This window comes from Kutzneria buriramensis, from assembly GCF_003387475.1.
GTDB lineage: Bacteria > Actinomycetota > Actinomycetes > Mycobacteriales > Pseudonocardiaceae > Kutzneria > Kutzneria buriramensis.
In genome coordinates this window covers 105,258-119,486 of the sequence record NZ_QUNO01000020.1, presented here as the reverse complement: position 1 = coordinate 119,486, position 14,229 = coordinate 105,258, and the positions used below count along the sequence as shown (strand labels likewise).

General features: G+C 71.1%; 18 protein-coding genes. 9 read left to right on the top strand and 9 right to left on the bottom strand.

The window, feature by feature from the left end; all coding sequences use genetic code 11:
* The first annotated feature begins 114 nt into the window (after positions 1-114).
* Positions 115-1,008, top strand: a complete 894-nt coding sequence (locus tag BCF44_RS43945) for an RNA polymerase sigma factor (RefSeq protein ID WP_116180460.1) — start codon at positions 115-117, stop codon at positions 1,006-1,008.
* On the opposite strand, the gene BCF44_RS43940 is transcribed toward BCF44_RS43945, so the two are convergent.
* Complete coding sequence (locus tag BCF44_RS43940; RefSeq protein WP_246016168.1) at positions 1,009-1,584, bottom strand: TetR/AcrR family transcriptional regulator; 576 nt, start codon at positions 1,582-1,584, stop codon at positions 1,009-1,011.
* Positions 1,585-1,635: 51 nt separating this feature from the next.
* Here BCF44_RS43940 and BCF44_RS43935 point away from each other — a divergent pair, with 51 nt between their 5' ends.
* The gene (locus tag BCF44_RS43935) at positions 1,636-2,751 is read left to right on the top strand and encodes an agmatine deiminase family protein (RefSeq protein WP_246016167.1); all 1,116 of its coding nucleotides are present in this window, start codon (positions 1,636-1,638) and stop codon (positions 2,749-2,751) included.
* Between the two features lie 49 nt (positions 2,752-2,800).
* Here the strand turns inward: BCF44_RS43935 and BCF44_RS43930 are convergent, their stop codons facing one another.
* The 3 genes from BCF44_RS43930 to BCF44_RS43920 all read right to left on the bottom strand — a co-directional run bounded on the left by BCF44_RS43930 (position 2,801) and on the right by BCF44_RS43920 (position 5,460).
* Positions 2,801-3,442, bottom strand: a complete 642-nt coding sequence (locus BCF44_RS43930) for a fasciclin domain-containing protein (protein WP_379801598.1) — start codon at positions 3,440-3,442, stop codon at positions 2,801-2,803.
* An 89-nt stretch (positions 3,443-3,531) separates the two neighbouring features.
* Entirely contained in the window at positions 3,532-5,049 is a 1,518-nt protein-coding gene (locus BCF44_RS43925; protein ID WP_116180459.1) for a molybdopterin-dependent oxidoreductase, read from the bottom strand.
* Positions 5,050-5,082: 33 nt separating this feature from the next.
* Positions 5,083-5,460 (bottom strand): nuclear transport factor 2 family protein, encoded by a 378-nt coding sequence (locus BCF44_RS43920; RefSeq protein ID WP_116180458.1) that lies wholly within the window; start codon positions 5,458-5,460, stop codon positions 5,083-5,085.
* 57 nt (positions 5,461-5,517) lie between these two features.
* Here BCF44_RS43920 and nadE point away from each other — a divergent pair, with 57 nt between their 5' ends.
* Positions 5,518-6,357, top strand: a complete 840-nt coding sequence (gene nadE, locus BCF44_RS43915; RefSeq protein WP_116180457.1) for an ammonia-dependent NAD(+) synthetase — start codon at positions 5,518-5,520, stop codon at positions 6,355-6,357.
* Here nadE and BCF44_RS43910 read toward each other — a convergent pair.
* Positions 6,329-7,237: a LysR family transcriptional regulator gene (locus BCF44_RS43910; RefSeq protein WP_116180456.1), complete on the bottom strand. Its 909-nt coding sequence runs from the start codon at positions 7,235-7,237 to the stop codon at positions 6,329-6,331. The genes nadE and BCF44_RS43910 overlap by 29 nt on opposite strands.
* A 70-nt stretch (positions 7,238-7,307) precedes the next feature.
* Here BCF44_RS43910 and BCF44_RS43905 point away from each other — a divergent pair, with 70 nt between their 5' ends.
* Positions 7,308-8,015: a nitroreductase family protein gene (locus BCF44_RS43905; protein ID WP_116180455.1), complete on the top strand. Its 708-nt coding sequence runs from the start codon at positions 7,308-7,310 to the stop codon at positions 8,013-8,015.
* On the opposite strand, the gene BCF44_RS43900 is transcribed toward BCF44_RS43905, so the two are convergent.
* A complete protein-coding gene (locus tag BCF44_RS43900) occupies positions 7,975-8,514 on the bottom strand; it encodes a hypothetical protein (RefSeq protein ID WP_116180454.1) in 540 nt (179 codons plus the stop codon). The two genes, BCF44_RS43905 and BCF44_RS43900, sit on opposite strands and share 41 nt — an antisense overlap.
* A gap of 30 nt (positions 8,515-8,544) precedes the next feature.
* On the bottom strand, positions 8,545-9,135 hold the full coding sequence (locus BCF44_RS43895; RefSeq protein WP_246016176.1) for a TetR/AcrR family transcriptional regulator: 591 nt from the start codon (positions 9,133-9,135) through the stop codon (positions 8,545-8,547).
* A gap of 75 nt (positions 9,136-9,210) precedes the next feature.
* Between BCF44_RS43895 and BCF44_RS43890 the strand changes: the two genes are divergently transcribed.
* Both BCF44_RS43890 and BCF44_RS43885 read left to right on the top strand, forming a co-directional pair.
* Positions 9,211-10,089, top strand: a complete 879-nt coding sequence (locus BCF44_RS43890; RefSeq protein WP_116180452.1) for an MBL fold metallo-hydrolase — start codon at positions 9,211-9,213, stop codon at positions 10,087-10,089.
* Between the two features lie 4 nt (positions 10,090-10,093).
* Positions 10,094-10,735 (top strand): methyltransferase domain-containing protein, encoded by a 642-nt coding sequence (locus BCF44_RS43885; RefSeq protein ID WP_116180451.1) that lies wholly within the window; start codon positions 10,094-10,096, stop codon positions 10,733-10,735.
* Here BCF44_RS43885 and BCF44_RS43880 read toward each other — a convergent pair.
* Positions 10,725-11,444 carry an alpha/beta fold hydrolase gene (locus BCF44_RS43880; protein ID WP_246016166.1) on the bottom strand — a complete coding sequence of 240 codons (720 nt, stop codon included), beginning with the start codon at positions 11,442-11,444 and terminating at the stop codon, positions 10,725-10,727. The genes BCF44_RS43885 and BCF44_RS43880 overlap by 11 nt on opposite strands.
* Positions 11,445-11,547: 103 nt before the next feature.
* Between BCF44_RS43880 and BCF44_RS43875 the strand changes: the two genes are divergently transcribed.
* The 3 genes from BCF44_RS43875 to BCF44_RS43865 are packed head-to-tail and all read left to right on the top strand — an operon-like array spanning position 11,548 to position 13,463.
* On the top strand, positions 11,548-12,366 hold the full coding sequence (locus tag BCF44_RS43875) for a GNAT family N-acetyltransferase (protein WP_116180449.1): 819 nt from the start codon (positions 11,548-11,550) through the stop codon (positions 12,364-12,366).
* A 15-nt stretch (positions 12,367-12,381) separates the two neighbouring features.
* Positions 12,382-12,942, top strand: coding sequence for a helix-turn-helix domain-containing protein (locus BCF44_RS43870; protein ID WP_246016165.1), 561 nt, complete (start codon positions 12,382-12,384; stop codon positions 12,940-12,942).
* The gene (locus BCF44_RS43865; protein ID WP_116180448.1) at positions 12,939-13,463 is read left to right on the top strand and encodes a GNAT family N-acetyltransferase; all 525 of its coding nucleotides are present in this window, start codon (positions 12,939-12,941) and stop codon (positions 13,461-13,463) included. Before BCF44_RS43870 ends, BCF44_RS43865 begins: the two co-directional genes overlap by 4 nt.
* On the opposite strand, the gene BCF44_RS43860 is transcribed toward BCF44_RS43865, so the two are convergent.
* The gene (locus BCF44_RS43860) at positions 13,426-14,181 is read right to left on the bottom strand and encodes a TetR/AcrR family transcriptional regulator (RefSeq protein WP_246016164.1); all 756 of its coding nucleotides are present in this window, start codon (positions 14,179-14,181) and stop codon (positions 13,426-13,428) included. The two genes, BCF44_RS43865 and BCF44_RS43860, sit on opposite strands and share 38 nt — an antisense overlap.
* Positions 14,182-14,229: the final 48 nt, after the last annotated feature.

Genomic DNA, 14,229 nt, shown 5'->3' with positions numbered 1-14,229 from the left:
TTTCGTTGAGGGGTCGTACGGGAAGGGCTTCACCCGCAAAACAGATGTCATTCAGTCACTGGGCGATTCCGGAGCGTCCGGCGTGTTAGCTTCCGGATCGATCGAGGGAGGGCCATGACCGTCGACGAGTACGGCGCCGTGCGCGCCCATGCGCTGCGCCTGTGCCTGGCCGCCGGGGCCACCCTCGAGGAGGCCGAGGACTGCGTGCACGAGGCCCTGGTCGAGCTGCTGGAGGTGGACGACCCCGAGTCCGTGCGGACGCCCGCGGGCTGGGTCGCCACCGTGTCCCGGCGGCGGCTGATCGACCTGGTCCGGCGGCAGTGCCGGGAGCGGCTGGCCGGCCGCCGCCAGCACCCGATCGGCCCCGACGATCCCGCCGACCTCGTCGCCGATCGCGACCTCGCCCGCTACCTGGTCCGGTCCATGGCCGAGCTGCCGCCGGCCACCCGCGAGGTCTGCGCCGCCATCGGCGACGGCATGTCCGAGGCCGAGGTCGCCGAGGCGTTCGGGCTGACCGCCCGGGCCGTCGAGTCCCACCTCACCCGGGCCCGGCGCCGGCTGCGCAAGCTGCGGATCGCCGTGGTGATCCCCGTCGGCGTCTGCTGTGCCCGGTTCGCCCAGCGCTTCGCCGCCCCGCTTACCTGCGCCGCCGTCGCCGCGCCGGTCGCCGCCGTCATGCTGCTGCCCGGCACCGCGCCGTCCGCCCCCGCCCCCCGCGCCGAGGCGCCGGCCGCCATGACGACCACCCCGACCACGACGGCCGTCACCACCACGACCACCACCACCCTTGCGCCCACCACCACTACGTCGGAAGCGCCGCCGGCCGCTCCACCGCCTGTGACTCCTGAGACCACTCCGCCGCCCAGCCCCAGTCACCTGTTGCAGGCCCGCGAGGTGGTGCCGCACGTCGACAGCGTCGTCAAGGAGATCCTGAGCCAGGTGCCGACCACGCTGCCCCTGCTGCCGCCGCTGCCGTCCCTGCCGCTCAAGCTCCCGTTCGGCAACTGATCAGTCCAGTTCCGCCGCGATCGCGCCGCGCAGCAGCCTGCGGGCGCGGGCGAGGGTCATCGACCCGCTGAGCCAGCGGTCGCTCAGGCCCTCGACCAGGGCGGTGAGGAGGTCGGCGGCCTCGGCCGGTCGGACGTTGCCGGAGACCGATCCGGCCCGCTGGGCCCGCGTGATGGCGGCGGCGATCTCGTCCACCCACACCTTGGTCGACGCGGCCAGCGGTTCCCGGAGATCGTCGTCGAAGACGGCGGTGGCGCGGAGTTCGCCCCAGGCGGTGCTGTTGACCCGCACCTCGTCGGTGTCCTGGAGCTCCAGCAGCAACAACCGCTCGACCTCGCGCCGCGGATCCGGCCCCGCCGGCTTCCGGGTGTAGCTCGCCGCACGGTCGTTGATGTGCTCCAGCGTCCGCCGCAACAGCCCGGCGCGGTCCCCGAAGTGGTAGTAGATCAGCGCCATGGAGACGCCGGCCTCGGCGGCGAGCTCCTCCACGCGCAGCCCCCGCACCCCGGCGCGGGCGATCACCCGGACGGCGGCGTCCAGGATCGAATTCCGGCGGTCCGGCACCGTCACCTCCACTGAGCCATGCTCGACTTGACTGAAATTTTAGTCAGACTCATGATGAGCGTCATGCGACTGTCCCGACGGACCGCGCTGCGGACTTTGGCCGGCTTCGGCATGGCCGTCGGCGGGGCGGCGTGCGCCCGGCCGGACGAGCCGGTGGCCGCCACCGCGCAGCCGTCCGCCGACCGTCGGCTCGGGGCCGAGTGGGAGAAGCACGCGCGGACGTTCATGTCCTGGCCGACCACGACGATCTGGGCCGACGAGGTCGGCGCCGTCCGCTCGGACATCGCCGGCCTGGCGCGGGCCATCGCCGGCTACGAGGCCGTCACGCTGCTCGCACGCCCCGAGGACGTCGCCGGCGCGCAACAGGCGTGCGGCGGCGATGTAGAGGTGGTCCCGATCCCCGTCGACGACCTCTGGTCCCGCGACACCCTGCCCGTGTTCGTCCACGAGTCCGGCAACGTCGCGGGAGTCGACTTCAACTTCAACGGCTGGGGCAGCAAGCAATCACACGCCGACGATTCCCGCGTGGCCCGTGCGGTGCTCGACAAGTACGGCATCCCCCGCGTCCAGACCTCGCTCGTCGCCGAGGGCGGCGCGTTCGAGACCGACGGCGCCGGCACCCTGCTCGTCACCGAGAGCTCGGTCGTCAACGACAATCGCAACCGGGGCAAGTCCCGGCAGCAGATCGAGGACGAGCTCAAGCGGGTTCTCGGCGTGCGCAAGGTGATCTGGTTCGCCGGCGTGCGCGGCAAGGACATCACCGATGCCCACGTCGACTGCCTGGCGCGGTTCGTCGCGCCCGGGATCGTGCTGCTGGACAAGGCCTTTCCCGACTCGCCACAGGACATCTGGTCCCGGGCCGCCGACCAGGCCCGCACCGTCCTCGCCGCGTCCACCGACGCCGCCGGCAAGCCCTTCCAGGTCGTCGACCTCTCCCAGCCCGATCCGGACCAGGTCACCGTCCGCAGCAGCAAGGCCGTCATCTCATACGTCAACTTCTACGTCGCCGACAAGGCCGTGTTCCTGCCGAAGTTCGGCGACGCCACCGCCGACGACCGGGCCGCGCAGATCCTGCGCGACCACTTCCCGGGCCGCGAGGTCGTGCCGGTCCGCATCGACGCCATCGCCTCCGGCGGCGGTGGAATCCACTGCGCCACCCACGACCAACCCGTCACATGAAGGTGTCCCGCCCATACCCATGAGCGGGACACACCACGGTCTCGACCTGTCAGCCGGCCGGGGTCAGGACCTTGTCGATGACGAACACGGTGGCATTGCCGGTGGGGATGTTGCCGCACAACACGTGCGCGTCGTTGACCATCATGCCGGACGACTTGTCGCCGCTGATCTTCACCGTGCCGCCCTGGAGGGTCTTCTCGGAGCCGGCGGCGATCAGGCCGTCGGCGTCGTAGCGCTGCGGCAGCACGTGGAACTGCAGGATCGGCGCGAGGGTGCCGGGGTCCTTGGCCAGGGCGGCGAACTTGTCGGCGCCGAGCGCGTCGAACGCCGGGTCGTACGGGGCGAACACGGTGATCGCCTTCTGCGAGTTCAGGGTGTCGCCGAGGTTGGCGGCGCCGACGGCGGCGACGAGCTTGGTCAGCAGCGGGTTGTTGCTCGCGGCGGTGGCGACCGGGTCGGAGGCCATGCCGTTGAGGGAACCCTTGCCGCTGGCGGGAATCTTGTCGCACGCGGGCCCGAAGGTGTCGGTGGTCTTGGTGACGCCGTCGGAGGCGCTGGTCGTGGTGGTCGGCGCCATCGAGGAGCTGGAGGTCATGCCGCCGGAGGCGGCCGAGCCGCTGCCGCATGCGGCCAGGGCGAGGGCGGCCGAGGTGACGACGGCAGCGGCGGCGACGCGGTGGAACTTGCTCACGGAGATCACTCCAGACGTTGGGCGGTACGAACACCGAGGCGTTCGCAAGTCGAGCTCGGCTCGGTTCGACGAGATTGGTAACGCTTGGATCACGCCGTCGTGAAGACGATCGTGTGCAAACCCGTTGCGCCGTCGGGTATCGGGCCGACGCGCCCTGTGGTCTGGGTGTAGCCGGTGGTGTCGGTGGCGCGGCAGATCACGGTGTGGGTGCCGGGTTTGAGATCGTATTCCTTGCGCCACATGCGCCACGTCTCGGCGCTGACGCCGGCGGCGAGGTCGGCCTCCTGCCACGGGCCGCCGTCCATCCGAACCTCGACCTTGGCGATTCCCCTGGTCTGCGCCCAGGCTATGCCGGCGACCACGACCTTGCCGTTGGGCAGCGCCTGCAATCCTTGCGGCACATCGATTCGCGACTCGGTCTTGATCGGCGCGCGTTCGGAGTAGCCGCGCGGCACCCAGTATTGCCGCTTCGCGGCGAACGTCGTCAGCTCGATGTCGTGCACCCATTTGGTCGCCGACGCGTAGCCGTAGATGCCGGGAACCACCAGCCGTGCCGGGAAACCGTGCTCGGGCGGCAGCGCCTCGCCGTTCATGCCGACGGCCAGCATCGCGTCGCGCCGGGGATCGAGCACGTCGACGACCGGGCTGCCGGCGCTGTAACCGTCCACACTGGACGACAGAACCTGGTCGGCCTCCGGTCTGACGCCGGCGCGGGCCAGCAGGTCCCGCAACAGCACGCCGGTGAAGTTCGCGGTCGACACGTACGGGCCGCCGACCTCGTTGGAAACACAGGTCATGGTGATGGTCCGCGTGACCAGGTCCATTGCCATCACGTCGGCGAACGTCAGGTGCAGCTCGCGGTCGACCAGGCCGTGCACGCGCAGCGACCAGTCCTCGGCCCGCAGCTGCGGCACCGCCAACGCCGTGTCCACGCGGTAGAACTGGGGATTCGGCGTGAGGAAACTCGGCGTGCCGTCACGAGCGAAGTCCGCGCCGTCGGGAATCCGAGGCGGCACGCGACCGGCGAACATTCGGGTCACCTTGTCCCGCGAACCGGCCACGTCCACCCGCCCGACGAGCAGACGACCGCCGACACCGGCGACGGCGATGCCGGCGAGCGCGCCGAGCGACCCCAGCAAGAACCTGCGGCGACCCGGTCCGTCCACAGTGTCCACTGTGCCGGAAAGCCGGTGCAGCCAGCGGAAAACGGTCACGCCGACGATCAAGCTGGCCACCGGGGCCAGCACACCGAGCGGCGTGAAGTTCGGCCGGCCCAGCACGGCCGCGACGCCCAGCAGGCCCAACAGCACTGCCAGTACGGTACCGGGAAGCGGTCGCCGCCGCGACAGCACGCCGGCGATTGCCGCTGCCACCAGCAGAAACGCGCCCATCCCGGACAGCAGCACGACCTTGTCGTAGGTGCCGAAGGTGCGGACGGCGAAGTCCTTGAGCGGCAACGGAGTCAGGTCGATCGCGGTGTTGCCGACGGCCAGGAACGGCGACGCGTCGGCGTCGACGAACGCGGCGACCAGGTCGCCGGCGGCGAGCGCGGCGCCGACGCCGAGCACGCCGACCGCCACGGACGTCACCAGCGAGCGTTGCTCCATGACCCGGTGTTCGCACCGGGTCGGCAGTTCGGTTCAGAACATCGTGTTGGCGTTGGCGGCGGCTTCGGGAACCTCCTGGATGACGTCCCAGTGTTCGACGATCTTGCCCTGCTCCAGCCGGAAGATGTCGATGGTCGCCAGGTCCGGCACGCCGGGACGGATGAACCGGTTGTGCAGCACGACGTGGTCGCCCTCGGCGACGGCCCGCTTGATCTCGACACGCGTCTGCGGGGCGCGCTCCCGGTTGGCGTTGATGAAGGCGACGAACCCCTCGGCCCCGTCGGCCGCCCGCGGGTTGTGCTGGATGTAGTGATCGCCCAGGTAGGCCGCCGCGGCGCCCTCCGGGTCCTTCTGGTTGAAGGTCCGCTCGAAGAAGTCGACGGCGGTCCGCTTGTTCTCGTCGATGGCCATGTAATAACCATAATCTGATTGCCTATGTCGACGTCAAGGTCGGGATAGAGTACGGGGATGTCGAACCTCCGCGAGCGGATCCTGTCCGAGCTGGGCGTGAAGCCCACTGTCGTGCCGAAGACCGAGGTGCGACAGCGGGTCGACTTCCTCAAGGACTACCTGCGCTCGACCCCGGCCAAGGGCTTCGTGCTCGGCATCAGCGGCGGCCAGGACAGCACGCTGACCGGCCGGCTGTGCCAGCTCGCCGCCGAGGAGCTGCGCGCCGAGGGCCACGAGGCCACCTTCGTCGCCGTGCGGCTGCCTTACGGCGTGCAGGCCGACGAGGACGACGCCCAGATCGCGCTGCGCTTCATCCAGCCCGACCGGTCGATCACCGTCAACGTCAAGCCGAGCGCGGACGCCGTCGCCGCCGAGTCCGCCGAGGGCCTGCGCGAGCTGCTCGGCACCGAGCCGAAGCTGCGGGACTTCGTCCGCGGCAACATCAAGGCGCGCGAGCGCATGGTGATCCAGTACTCCATCGCCGGACAGCTCAACCTGCTGGTCGTCGGCACGGACCACGCGGCCGAGGCCGTCACCGGCTTCTTCACCAAGTACGGCGACGGCGGCGCCGACGTCACTCCGCTGACCGGCCTGACCAAGCGCCAGGGCGCGGCGCTGCTCCAGGAGCTGGGCGCGCCGCCCAGCGTGTGGGAGAAGGTGCCGACCGCCGACCTCGAGGATGACCGGCCCGCGCTGCCCGACGAGGTCGCGCTGGGCCTGAAGTACCGGGAGATCGACGACTACCTGGAGAACGCCGACGTCGCGCCGGAGATCGCCGAGCGCGTGGAGTCGGTGTTCCTCGCGACCCGGCACAAGCGGGCCGTCCCGGTCACCCCGCTGGACGACTGGTGGCGCTGAACAACTCCCGGCAGTAGGCCGCGAACACCTCGGCGCGGCGGGTGAGCCGGCCGCCGGCGGCGCGGCCGAGCACCAACGGCGTGGTGGGCACCGTGTCGCGGAGCGGCACGGTGCCGAACGCGATGCCCTCCACCGACCGGTCGACCGCCGGCCGCTGCACGGAGAGCGTGTATCCGAGGCCGCGGGCCACCATGGCCCGGGCCAGCTCGAAGCTGCCGGCCCGGTGCGCGACGGCCATCGGCACGCCGGCGGCGTCGAACACCGACCGGAAGTAGCGCTCGCTCGGCTGCACGTCGAGCAGGATGAACGGCTCGTCGGCGAGCTCTTCGAGGGCCACCGACCGGCGTCGGCGGAAGCGGTGGTCCGGCGGCAGCAGCACGTGCGGCTGCTGGTCGGTGAGCACCTGAACCTCGATGCCGGGCAGGATGTCCTGCCGGTACAGAAACGCCAGCTCGCAGCGGCCGTCGAGGAGCTGGCGCTGGAGGTCCGGCAGCGAGCCCTCGACGAACTCGATCGCCACCTCGGGCTGCTCGGTTCGGAAGCCGGCGATCGCCGCCGGCAGGCACAGCGCCGCCACCGGGGCGTAGCAGCCGATCCGCAGCGTGCCGGCGATGTCCTGGCCGAGCCGGCGGGCATTCGCCCCCAGTTCGGACACGGCCGTCAGCACGCCCCTGGCCTCGGCGACGACCTCGCGGCCGGCGTCGGTGAGGACCGCGCCGCGACCCGGGCCGCGGATCACCAGCCGGAGGCGGAGAGCACTCTCCAGCTCGGAAAGGCCCAGGGAGACGGCCGATTGGGAGACGTGGCACCGCTCCGCCGCGGCGGTGAGGCCGCCGGTGTCGGCGACCGCGACCAGGTATTCGAGCCGGCGGAGATTCATCAGCTCAGCTTATGTCCTTCCCCAGATCTTTGAGCTGGACGCATGTATCGGGGCGTGCGATGGTCGGAGCGTGTCCCGCAGCCACTCGCATCCGTTCGTGCCGTACCGGCCGCCACGCCCCTCGGTCGAGGAGTCGTTGCGGCGCGGCCAGGAGTTCCACCGCCGGCTCGACGAGCGTCGGTCGGTGCGGTGGTTCTCGCCGGACCCCGTGCCGCTCAAGGCGATCGAGCTCGCAGTCCAGGCGGCGAACACGGCTCCGAGCGGTGCTCACCTTCAGCCGTGGACGTTCGTGGCGACATCGGATCCGGAGCTCAAGCGGCAGGTCCGGGCGGCGGCCGAGGAGGAGGAAAGGCGCTTCTACCACGACCGCAGCGCCCCCGACTGGCACGCGGCGCTGGCGAGGCTGGAAACCGACAAGCACAAGGACTTCCTGGAGACGGCGCCGTGGCTGGTGGTGGCGTTCGCGCAGAAGAGCACGCCGCTGCCGGACGGCTCACTCCGCAAGAACTACTACGTGAACGAGAGCGTCGGCATCGCGTGCGGGCTGTTCATCGCCGCCCTGCACGAGATGGGCCTGGCGACGCTCACCCACACGCCCAACCCGATGGCGTTCCTCACCGAGCTGTTCGGCCGCCCGGCCAGCGAGCGGCCGTACATCCTGTTCCCGGTCGGCTATCCGGCCGACGACTGTGAAGTGCCTGCGCTGCAACGAAAGCCGCTGTCGGAGGCGCTGGTCGTCACGCGATCTCCAGCAGGATCGGCTCCAGCACCTCCCTGATCCGGTCCGGATCGCTGCGGGTCTTCTCGCTGACGAGCAGATGGTCGGTGGCGGCCCGGTGCGCCCAGAATCCGTCGACGGGAAGCATGGTGATGCGGAGCCTGAACGGGATCGGCTTGCGACCCAGAGTCTGAGCGACGCCGTCGACGATGCGGTTCACCAGGAGCGGGTATGCGCGACGTCGCCGCATGAATTCCTCGATGTGCTCGTGCTTTCGCCGCCCCGCCCACTCCGAGGCCTCCTCGAGCAGGTCGGCGACCAGGGCGTGGAACTGCGGATCCCGCTCGATCGGGAAGTCCGTGTCCACCAGGTCGGCGAACCAGCCGCGCCAGGCCTGGGACCAGCGCTCGTCCCGCCGTTCCGGCGCGACCGCCGGGACCAGCGGCGGCACCCCGATCTCATCGGACAGGCCGAGGCGGTCGCGGACGAAAAGGGCGATGGTGAGGTGCCAGCCCATGTCCTCGGCGATTCTCCAGCTGTCGCTGTTCGACAGACGCATGGTTTCCCCCCTTGCGTGTTGCCTTTGATGCTACTGCCGATCGGTGTAGGCGGAGCGAACCGTCGGCCACGGGCCGGGCTGGCCGGCCAGTCCGGACAGCACGGCTCGAACCAGGCGATCCGCCTCGACGTCGACCGCGGCGGGGTCGTCGAAGCGGAGCAGGCCGTCGGCGAGCAGGGCGGCCAGGCCGTGCATGGCGGCCCAGAGCAGGAACACCGCCCCGCCCAGGTCGAGGCGGTCGAGCTCGGCGGCGAGGATGTCGTGCGGATGCGGCGAAATCGGGGCCTCGGGGTCGTCGACGCCGAAGGCGAGCCGCCACACGGCGGGATCGTCGAGGGCGAAGCGGACGTAGGTCTGGCCGATGGCGACGATCCGCGAGCCGGGGTCGTCGAAGGCGGCAGAGGCGTCGCGGACAGCAGTGCCGATGCGGCTGAGGATCCGGTGCGAGAGGGCGCGGACCAGGGCGTCGCGCGAGGCGAAGTGGTGGTAGGCGGCGCTGGGACTGACGCCGACCTGGGCGGATGCCTCGCGCAGCGACCAGCCGTCGACGCCCCGCGAGCGGACGAGCTCCTCGGCGGCGTCGAGCAGCGCGACGCGGAGGTCGCCGTGGTGGTAGGGCACGGCCAATCTTAACACCGTTCAAATAGCGTGCTACGGTCGAGAGCATCTGAACACCGATCAGATGGGAGCACCGACATGACCCTGCCGGACGTCACCGAGAAGCCGGCGGTCCGCGGCGAGCCGACGGAAGTCGCCGACGGCGTGCACGTGATCGCCGACAACCGGGTGCCGCTGGTGCCGAACGTCGGCATCGTGGTCGGCGACCGCGCCGCCCTGGTGATCGACACCGGCATCGGGCCGCGCAACGGCGAATACGTGCTGGGACAGGCAAGACGACTGGCCGGTGGCCGCCCGCTGTTCCTGACCACCACGCATTTCCACCCGGAGCACGGCTTCGGCGCGCAGGCGTTCCGAGGCGAGGCGACGATCATCTACAACCGGGCGCAGCGCGACGAACTGCGCCGCAAGGGGCCGGGATACGTCGAGATGTTCAAGGGTCTCGGCCCGCACATCGCGACCGCCCTGGATGGAGTCGAGCTGGTCGAGCCGGACGTCGTGTACGACGGGGAGGCGGAGCTCGACCTCGGCGGCCGACAGGTGACACTCGCCAGCGCCGGGCCTGCGCACACGATCGGCGACCAGACGGTGCTGATCGACGGCCGCGTGCTGTTCACCGGCGACCTCGCGGAGACCCGGATGTTCGCGATCACCCCGCATTTCCCGCCGCACGACGCCGATGTCGACATCGACGGCTGGATCGCGCTACTGGAGAAACTCGCCGCCCGACGGCCCGAGATCGTCGTCCCCGGGCACGGCGAGGTTTCGGACGTCACGCTGCTGCACGACGTCCGCGACTACCTGGACTTCGTCCGGAGCGAAGCGCAGCGGTCACAAGGCAGGGATCTCGCCGCGGCGACCGCCGAGATCTCCGCCGCGGCGCGGAACCGCTGGCCGGACTGGGCGAACCCGGAGTGGATCGACTTCGCGGTGCGGATCTGTTCCCCGGCACAATGATCGGGTGCTTGTGACCTCGCGATCGGCGGCGGAGTACCGCGCGATGTTCGACCTCTCCCCCGCCGACCTCGCCGGCCCGGTGCTGGACTGCTGCGCGGGCGGCGCCAGCTTCGCCGCGGAGACGCCGAACGTGCTCGCGGTGGATCCGTCGTACGCAGTGGGTTTCGACGAGATGGCCCGCCGGGTGAGGGCTTCCCTGCCCGGCACCGACGCGATCATCGACGACCACCGCGATGCGTTCGAGTGGAGCTGGTACGGCGATCCCCAGCGGCGGCTGGAGATCCGCAGCCGGGCACGCGAGATGTTCCTCGAGGACCTGCGGGACAACCCGAGCCACTACGTCGCCGGCGCGCTGCCGAATCTGCCGCTGGCGGCGAAAAGCGTGGACCTGGCGCTCTGCTCGCACCTGCTGTTCACGTGGTCGGATCAGCTCGACGAGCAATGGCACCGCGCCGCCCTCGCCGAGCTGGTCAGGGTCACCCGCCGCGAAGTGCGGATCTTCCCGCTGGTCGTGCAGGGCACCGGCGAGCCGGTGGAGTTCCTGGACCGGCTGCGGGCCGAGCTGCCGCCCAGCGAGCTGCGGGACGTGCCGTACCGGTTCCAGCGCGGCGCGCGGCAGATGCTGGTGATCGACGCTAGGCGGTGAAGAACTTCTCCAGCAGGGCGTTGAACGGGGCGCCGGTGTCGGGGACGAGATGCCCCGCGCCGGGGCACTGGGCGCGCTCCGCGCCGGCACGCGAGGCGATCACGTCGCAGATCGCCTCGTACGGCTCCAGATGGGCGCCGGTGATCGCCAGCATCGGCAAGTCCCGCAAGGCATCCAGCGGCGGATGCGCCTCGTCCGGCGGCCGCGCGCCGACGAGCTGGCGGGTGCCCTGCAACAGCGTGGGATGCACGGGATCGGCCACCTCGACCTGCGCGCCGACCAGCGCCAGGAAGTCCCGCAGCAGCGTCGGCAGGTCCGGGTCCGCCGGCGCCATCAGCCGGCGGATCGCCGCCGCCCACTCGTCGACGACGGGATTTCCCTTGGCCAGCGCGGTTGCCGGCGGTTCGACGACGGTCAGGGTCAGCACGTTCTCCGGCCGCCGCGCGGCGGCGTACATGGCGACCAGCCCGCCGTACGAGTAGCCGACGAGGTGCACGGGCCGGTCCAGCAGCTGGTCCGCGAGCTGCACCGACTCGGCCTCGAAGTCCTGCCGCGCCGGCGGCGTCCGGCCGTGTCCGGGGCGGTCGACCGCGCGCAGCCGCCAGCGCTCGGCCAGCGGCCGCTGCCCGCGCCAGCACTCCCGGCCGCCGAGCACCGCGCCGTGCACCAGCACGACTTCCGGCCCCTGTCCCCACTCGTGGACGTACACACGGGTCACGGTATCGGGCTTTCCATACGGCTACGTCACCAACTCGGGCGTATTGGTTGCCCGTTTTGTCGAACGCCCAGAATTCGCGCCTACTCTCCGGCTCGTGAACATTCCCACCGAGCTCGCGGAACGGTCCGAAGCCGAGGCGCTGTACGACTTCGTGTCGGCCACGCCGGCGGCGCGCGAGGCGATCGGCATCACGCTGGCCCGGATCGGCGGCGGCGTCGTGATCTCCACCCGTACCGACGAAACCGGCTTCTGGAGCCGGGCCAGCGCCTTCGGCTTCAACGAGCCGGTCACCGCGGACCTGATGGCGGAGGTGTCGGCCTTCTTCCACAACGCCGGCACGCCGCGGGCCATCGTCCAGATCGCACCGTCGGTGCTGCCGGAGGACTGGGACGAGATCGCCGCCAGGATCGGGCTGACCGCGAGCAGCCGCTGGGCGAAGCTGGCCTGCGACGTGGATGTGGCGCTGGCCCGGACCGTCGAGACGGACCTGCGGATCGGGCCCGTGTCGGCCGCCGACGGTCCGGAGTGGACGTCGACGATGCTGACGACCTTCGGCATGGACGAGAAGTACACGTCGATGGTCGAGGCGAGCATCGAGCGGCCGGGCTGGACGGCGTTCGCGGCGTGGCTGGGCGACGAGATCGTCAGCACCGGCGAGGTCTTCGTGCGCGGCGAGACCGGCCAGTGCTTCGCCGGCTCCACCAAGCCCGAGGCACGGCGCCGCGGCGGGCAGTCGGCGGTGTTGCAGGCCCGGGCGCGGGCGGCGAAGGCCGCCGGCTGCCGGTGGCTGGTGTCGGAGACCGGGGCCGAGGAGCCCGGCGAGCACAACTCGTCGCTGCACAACATGTACCGGCTCGGCTTCGAACTGCTCTACGAGCGGCAGAACTGGATCTGGTCGCCGTCCCAGAACTGAGATACTGTCCCAGATGTGGGACACGACTTGGATGGGCGGCTCGCCGCCCGGCTGGCGGAGCTGCGCCAGGCCCGGGACTGGTCGCTGGACGAGCTGAGCCGGCGCAGCGGCGTCAGCCGCTCGACGCTGTCGCGGCTGGAACGGGCCGAGCTCAGCCCGACCACGGCCGTGCTGAGCCAGCTCTGCGCGGCCTACGGGCGGACGGCATCGCAGCTGCTGGCCGAGGTGGAGGAGGAGTCGCCGCAGCTGGTGCCGGCCGGCCGGCAGCCGGTCTGGCGCGACGACGACGCCGGCTTCGTACGGCGGTCCGTGTCGCCGCCGCAACCGGGTCTGCGCGGCGAGCTCGTCGAATGCACGCTGCGGCCCGGCGCGGACATCTCCTACGCGGGGGCGTCGGTTCCGGGCCTGGAGCAGCACATCTGGGTGTTCGACGGCACGCTGGAGATCACCGTCGACGGTCGCGTGCACGTCGTCGACGCCGGCGACTGCCTGCGGTTCCGGCTCTGGGGCGCGTCCCGATTCCGTTGCGCCGGCGCGGATCCCGTGCGCTACGCACTGGTGGTGGTGCTGCCATGACGTACCTGCACCGGCCGGCGACACCGGACGATCTGCCGGCGATCGTCGACATCTACAACGCGGCGGTGGCCGCTCGGACCAGCACCGCCGACCTGGACCCGGTGAGCATCGAGGCCAGGCGACGGTGGTTCGAGGAGGCCAAGCACCCGATCTGGGTCGGCCACCGGCCCGACGATCCCGACACCGTCACCGGATACCTGTCGTTCGAGCCGTTCCTCAACGGCCGGCGCGGCTACGACGTCACCCTCGACCTGGCGATCTACCTGCACCCCGAGCACCGCGGCCGGGGTCAGGGCCGCGACCTGCTCGGCGCGGCGGTGGCGCATGCCCCGAGGCTGGGGGCCCGGACGCTGGCCACCACGATCTTCGGCAGCAACGAGGCCAGCCTGCGGCTGTTCCGCTCGTTCGGCTTCCAGGAGTGGGGGCGGCTGCCGGCAGTCGCCGATCTCGACGGCGTGTGGAAGGACCTGGTGATCGTGGGCCTCAAGCTCCAGGGGTGTCCCGTGGATCATGGGCGATGAGAGTCGGGATCGAGGTGGTTCCTGGCGGCGCCGCGGAAACGCCCTCATACCGGGCGTATTTGGACGTTTCCGCGGTGTCGTCAGGGGCCGCGTCGGCGCGGCTGTCGCCGTCTTTGATCCACGGGACACCCCCAGGCCCCAGCAGGGCGATGGCCGCCCGCACCGAGGTCTCGGTGATGTCGGTCAGCCGGCCGCCGTCCTCCACGGTGGCGGCCATCAGCTCACGCAGGCCGCCGAGCAGCACGATAGCCACCTGCCGCGGCGCCCGGACGATGCCCTTCGCGCGCAGGCTCTCGGCGTCGGTCAGGGTCTGGATCATCGTCACGAACCGCTCCATCAGGTCCCGCTGGAGGTCCCGGCCCAGCACGCCGAGGGCGGGGGTGTCGCGGATCCAGCTGTGCGTGACCGCCGGCTGCGAGTCGGCGCAGGCCAGCCACTCCTCGACCGCCCGCCGCACCTGGGTCGGCCAGGGCGCGGCCGGGTCCACGGCGGCGGTGATGCGCCGGATCATCTCGTCGTTGGCCTCGGTGATCAGCGCGACGAAACACGTCTCCTTGCTGGCGAAGTGCTCGTAGAAGGTGCGGCGGGAGGTCTTGGCGAGGCGCACGACGTCGGCGACGGTCGTGTCGCGGTAGCCGCGGTCCGCGATCGACGCGGCGAGCGCGTCGAGCAGCCGCTGCCGGTGGTGCACCGGAATCGCGGTCGTCACCGTGGTCACGCTATACCCCTCCCTTGAAACGACCTGGTACATGGGCGTACCGTCGCC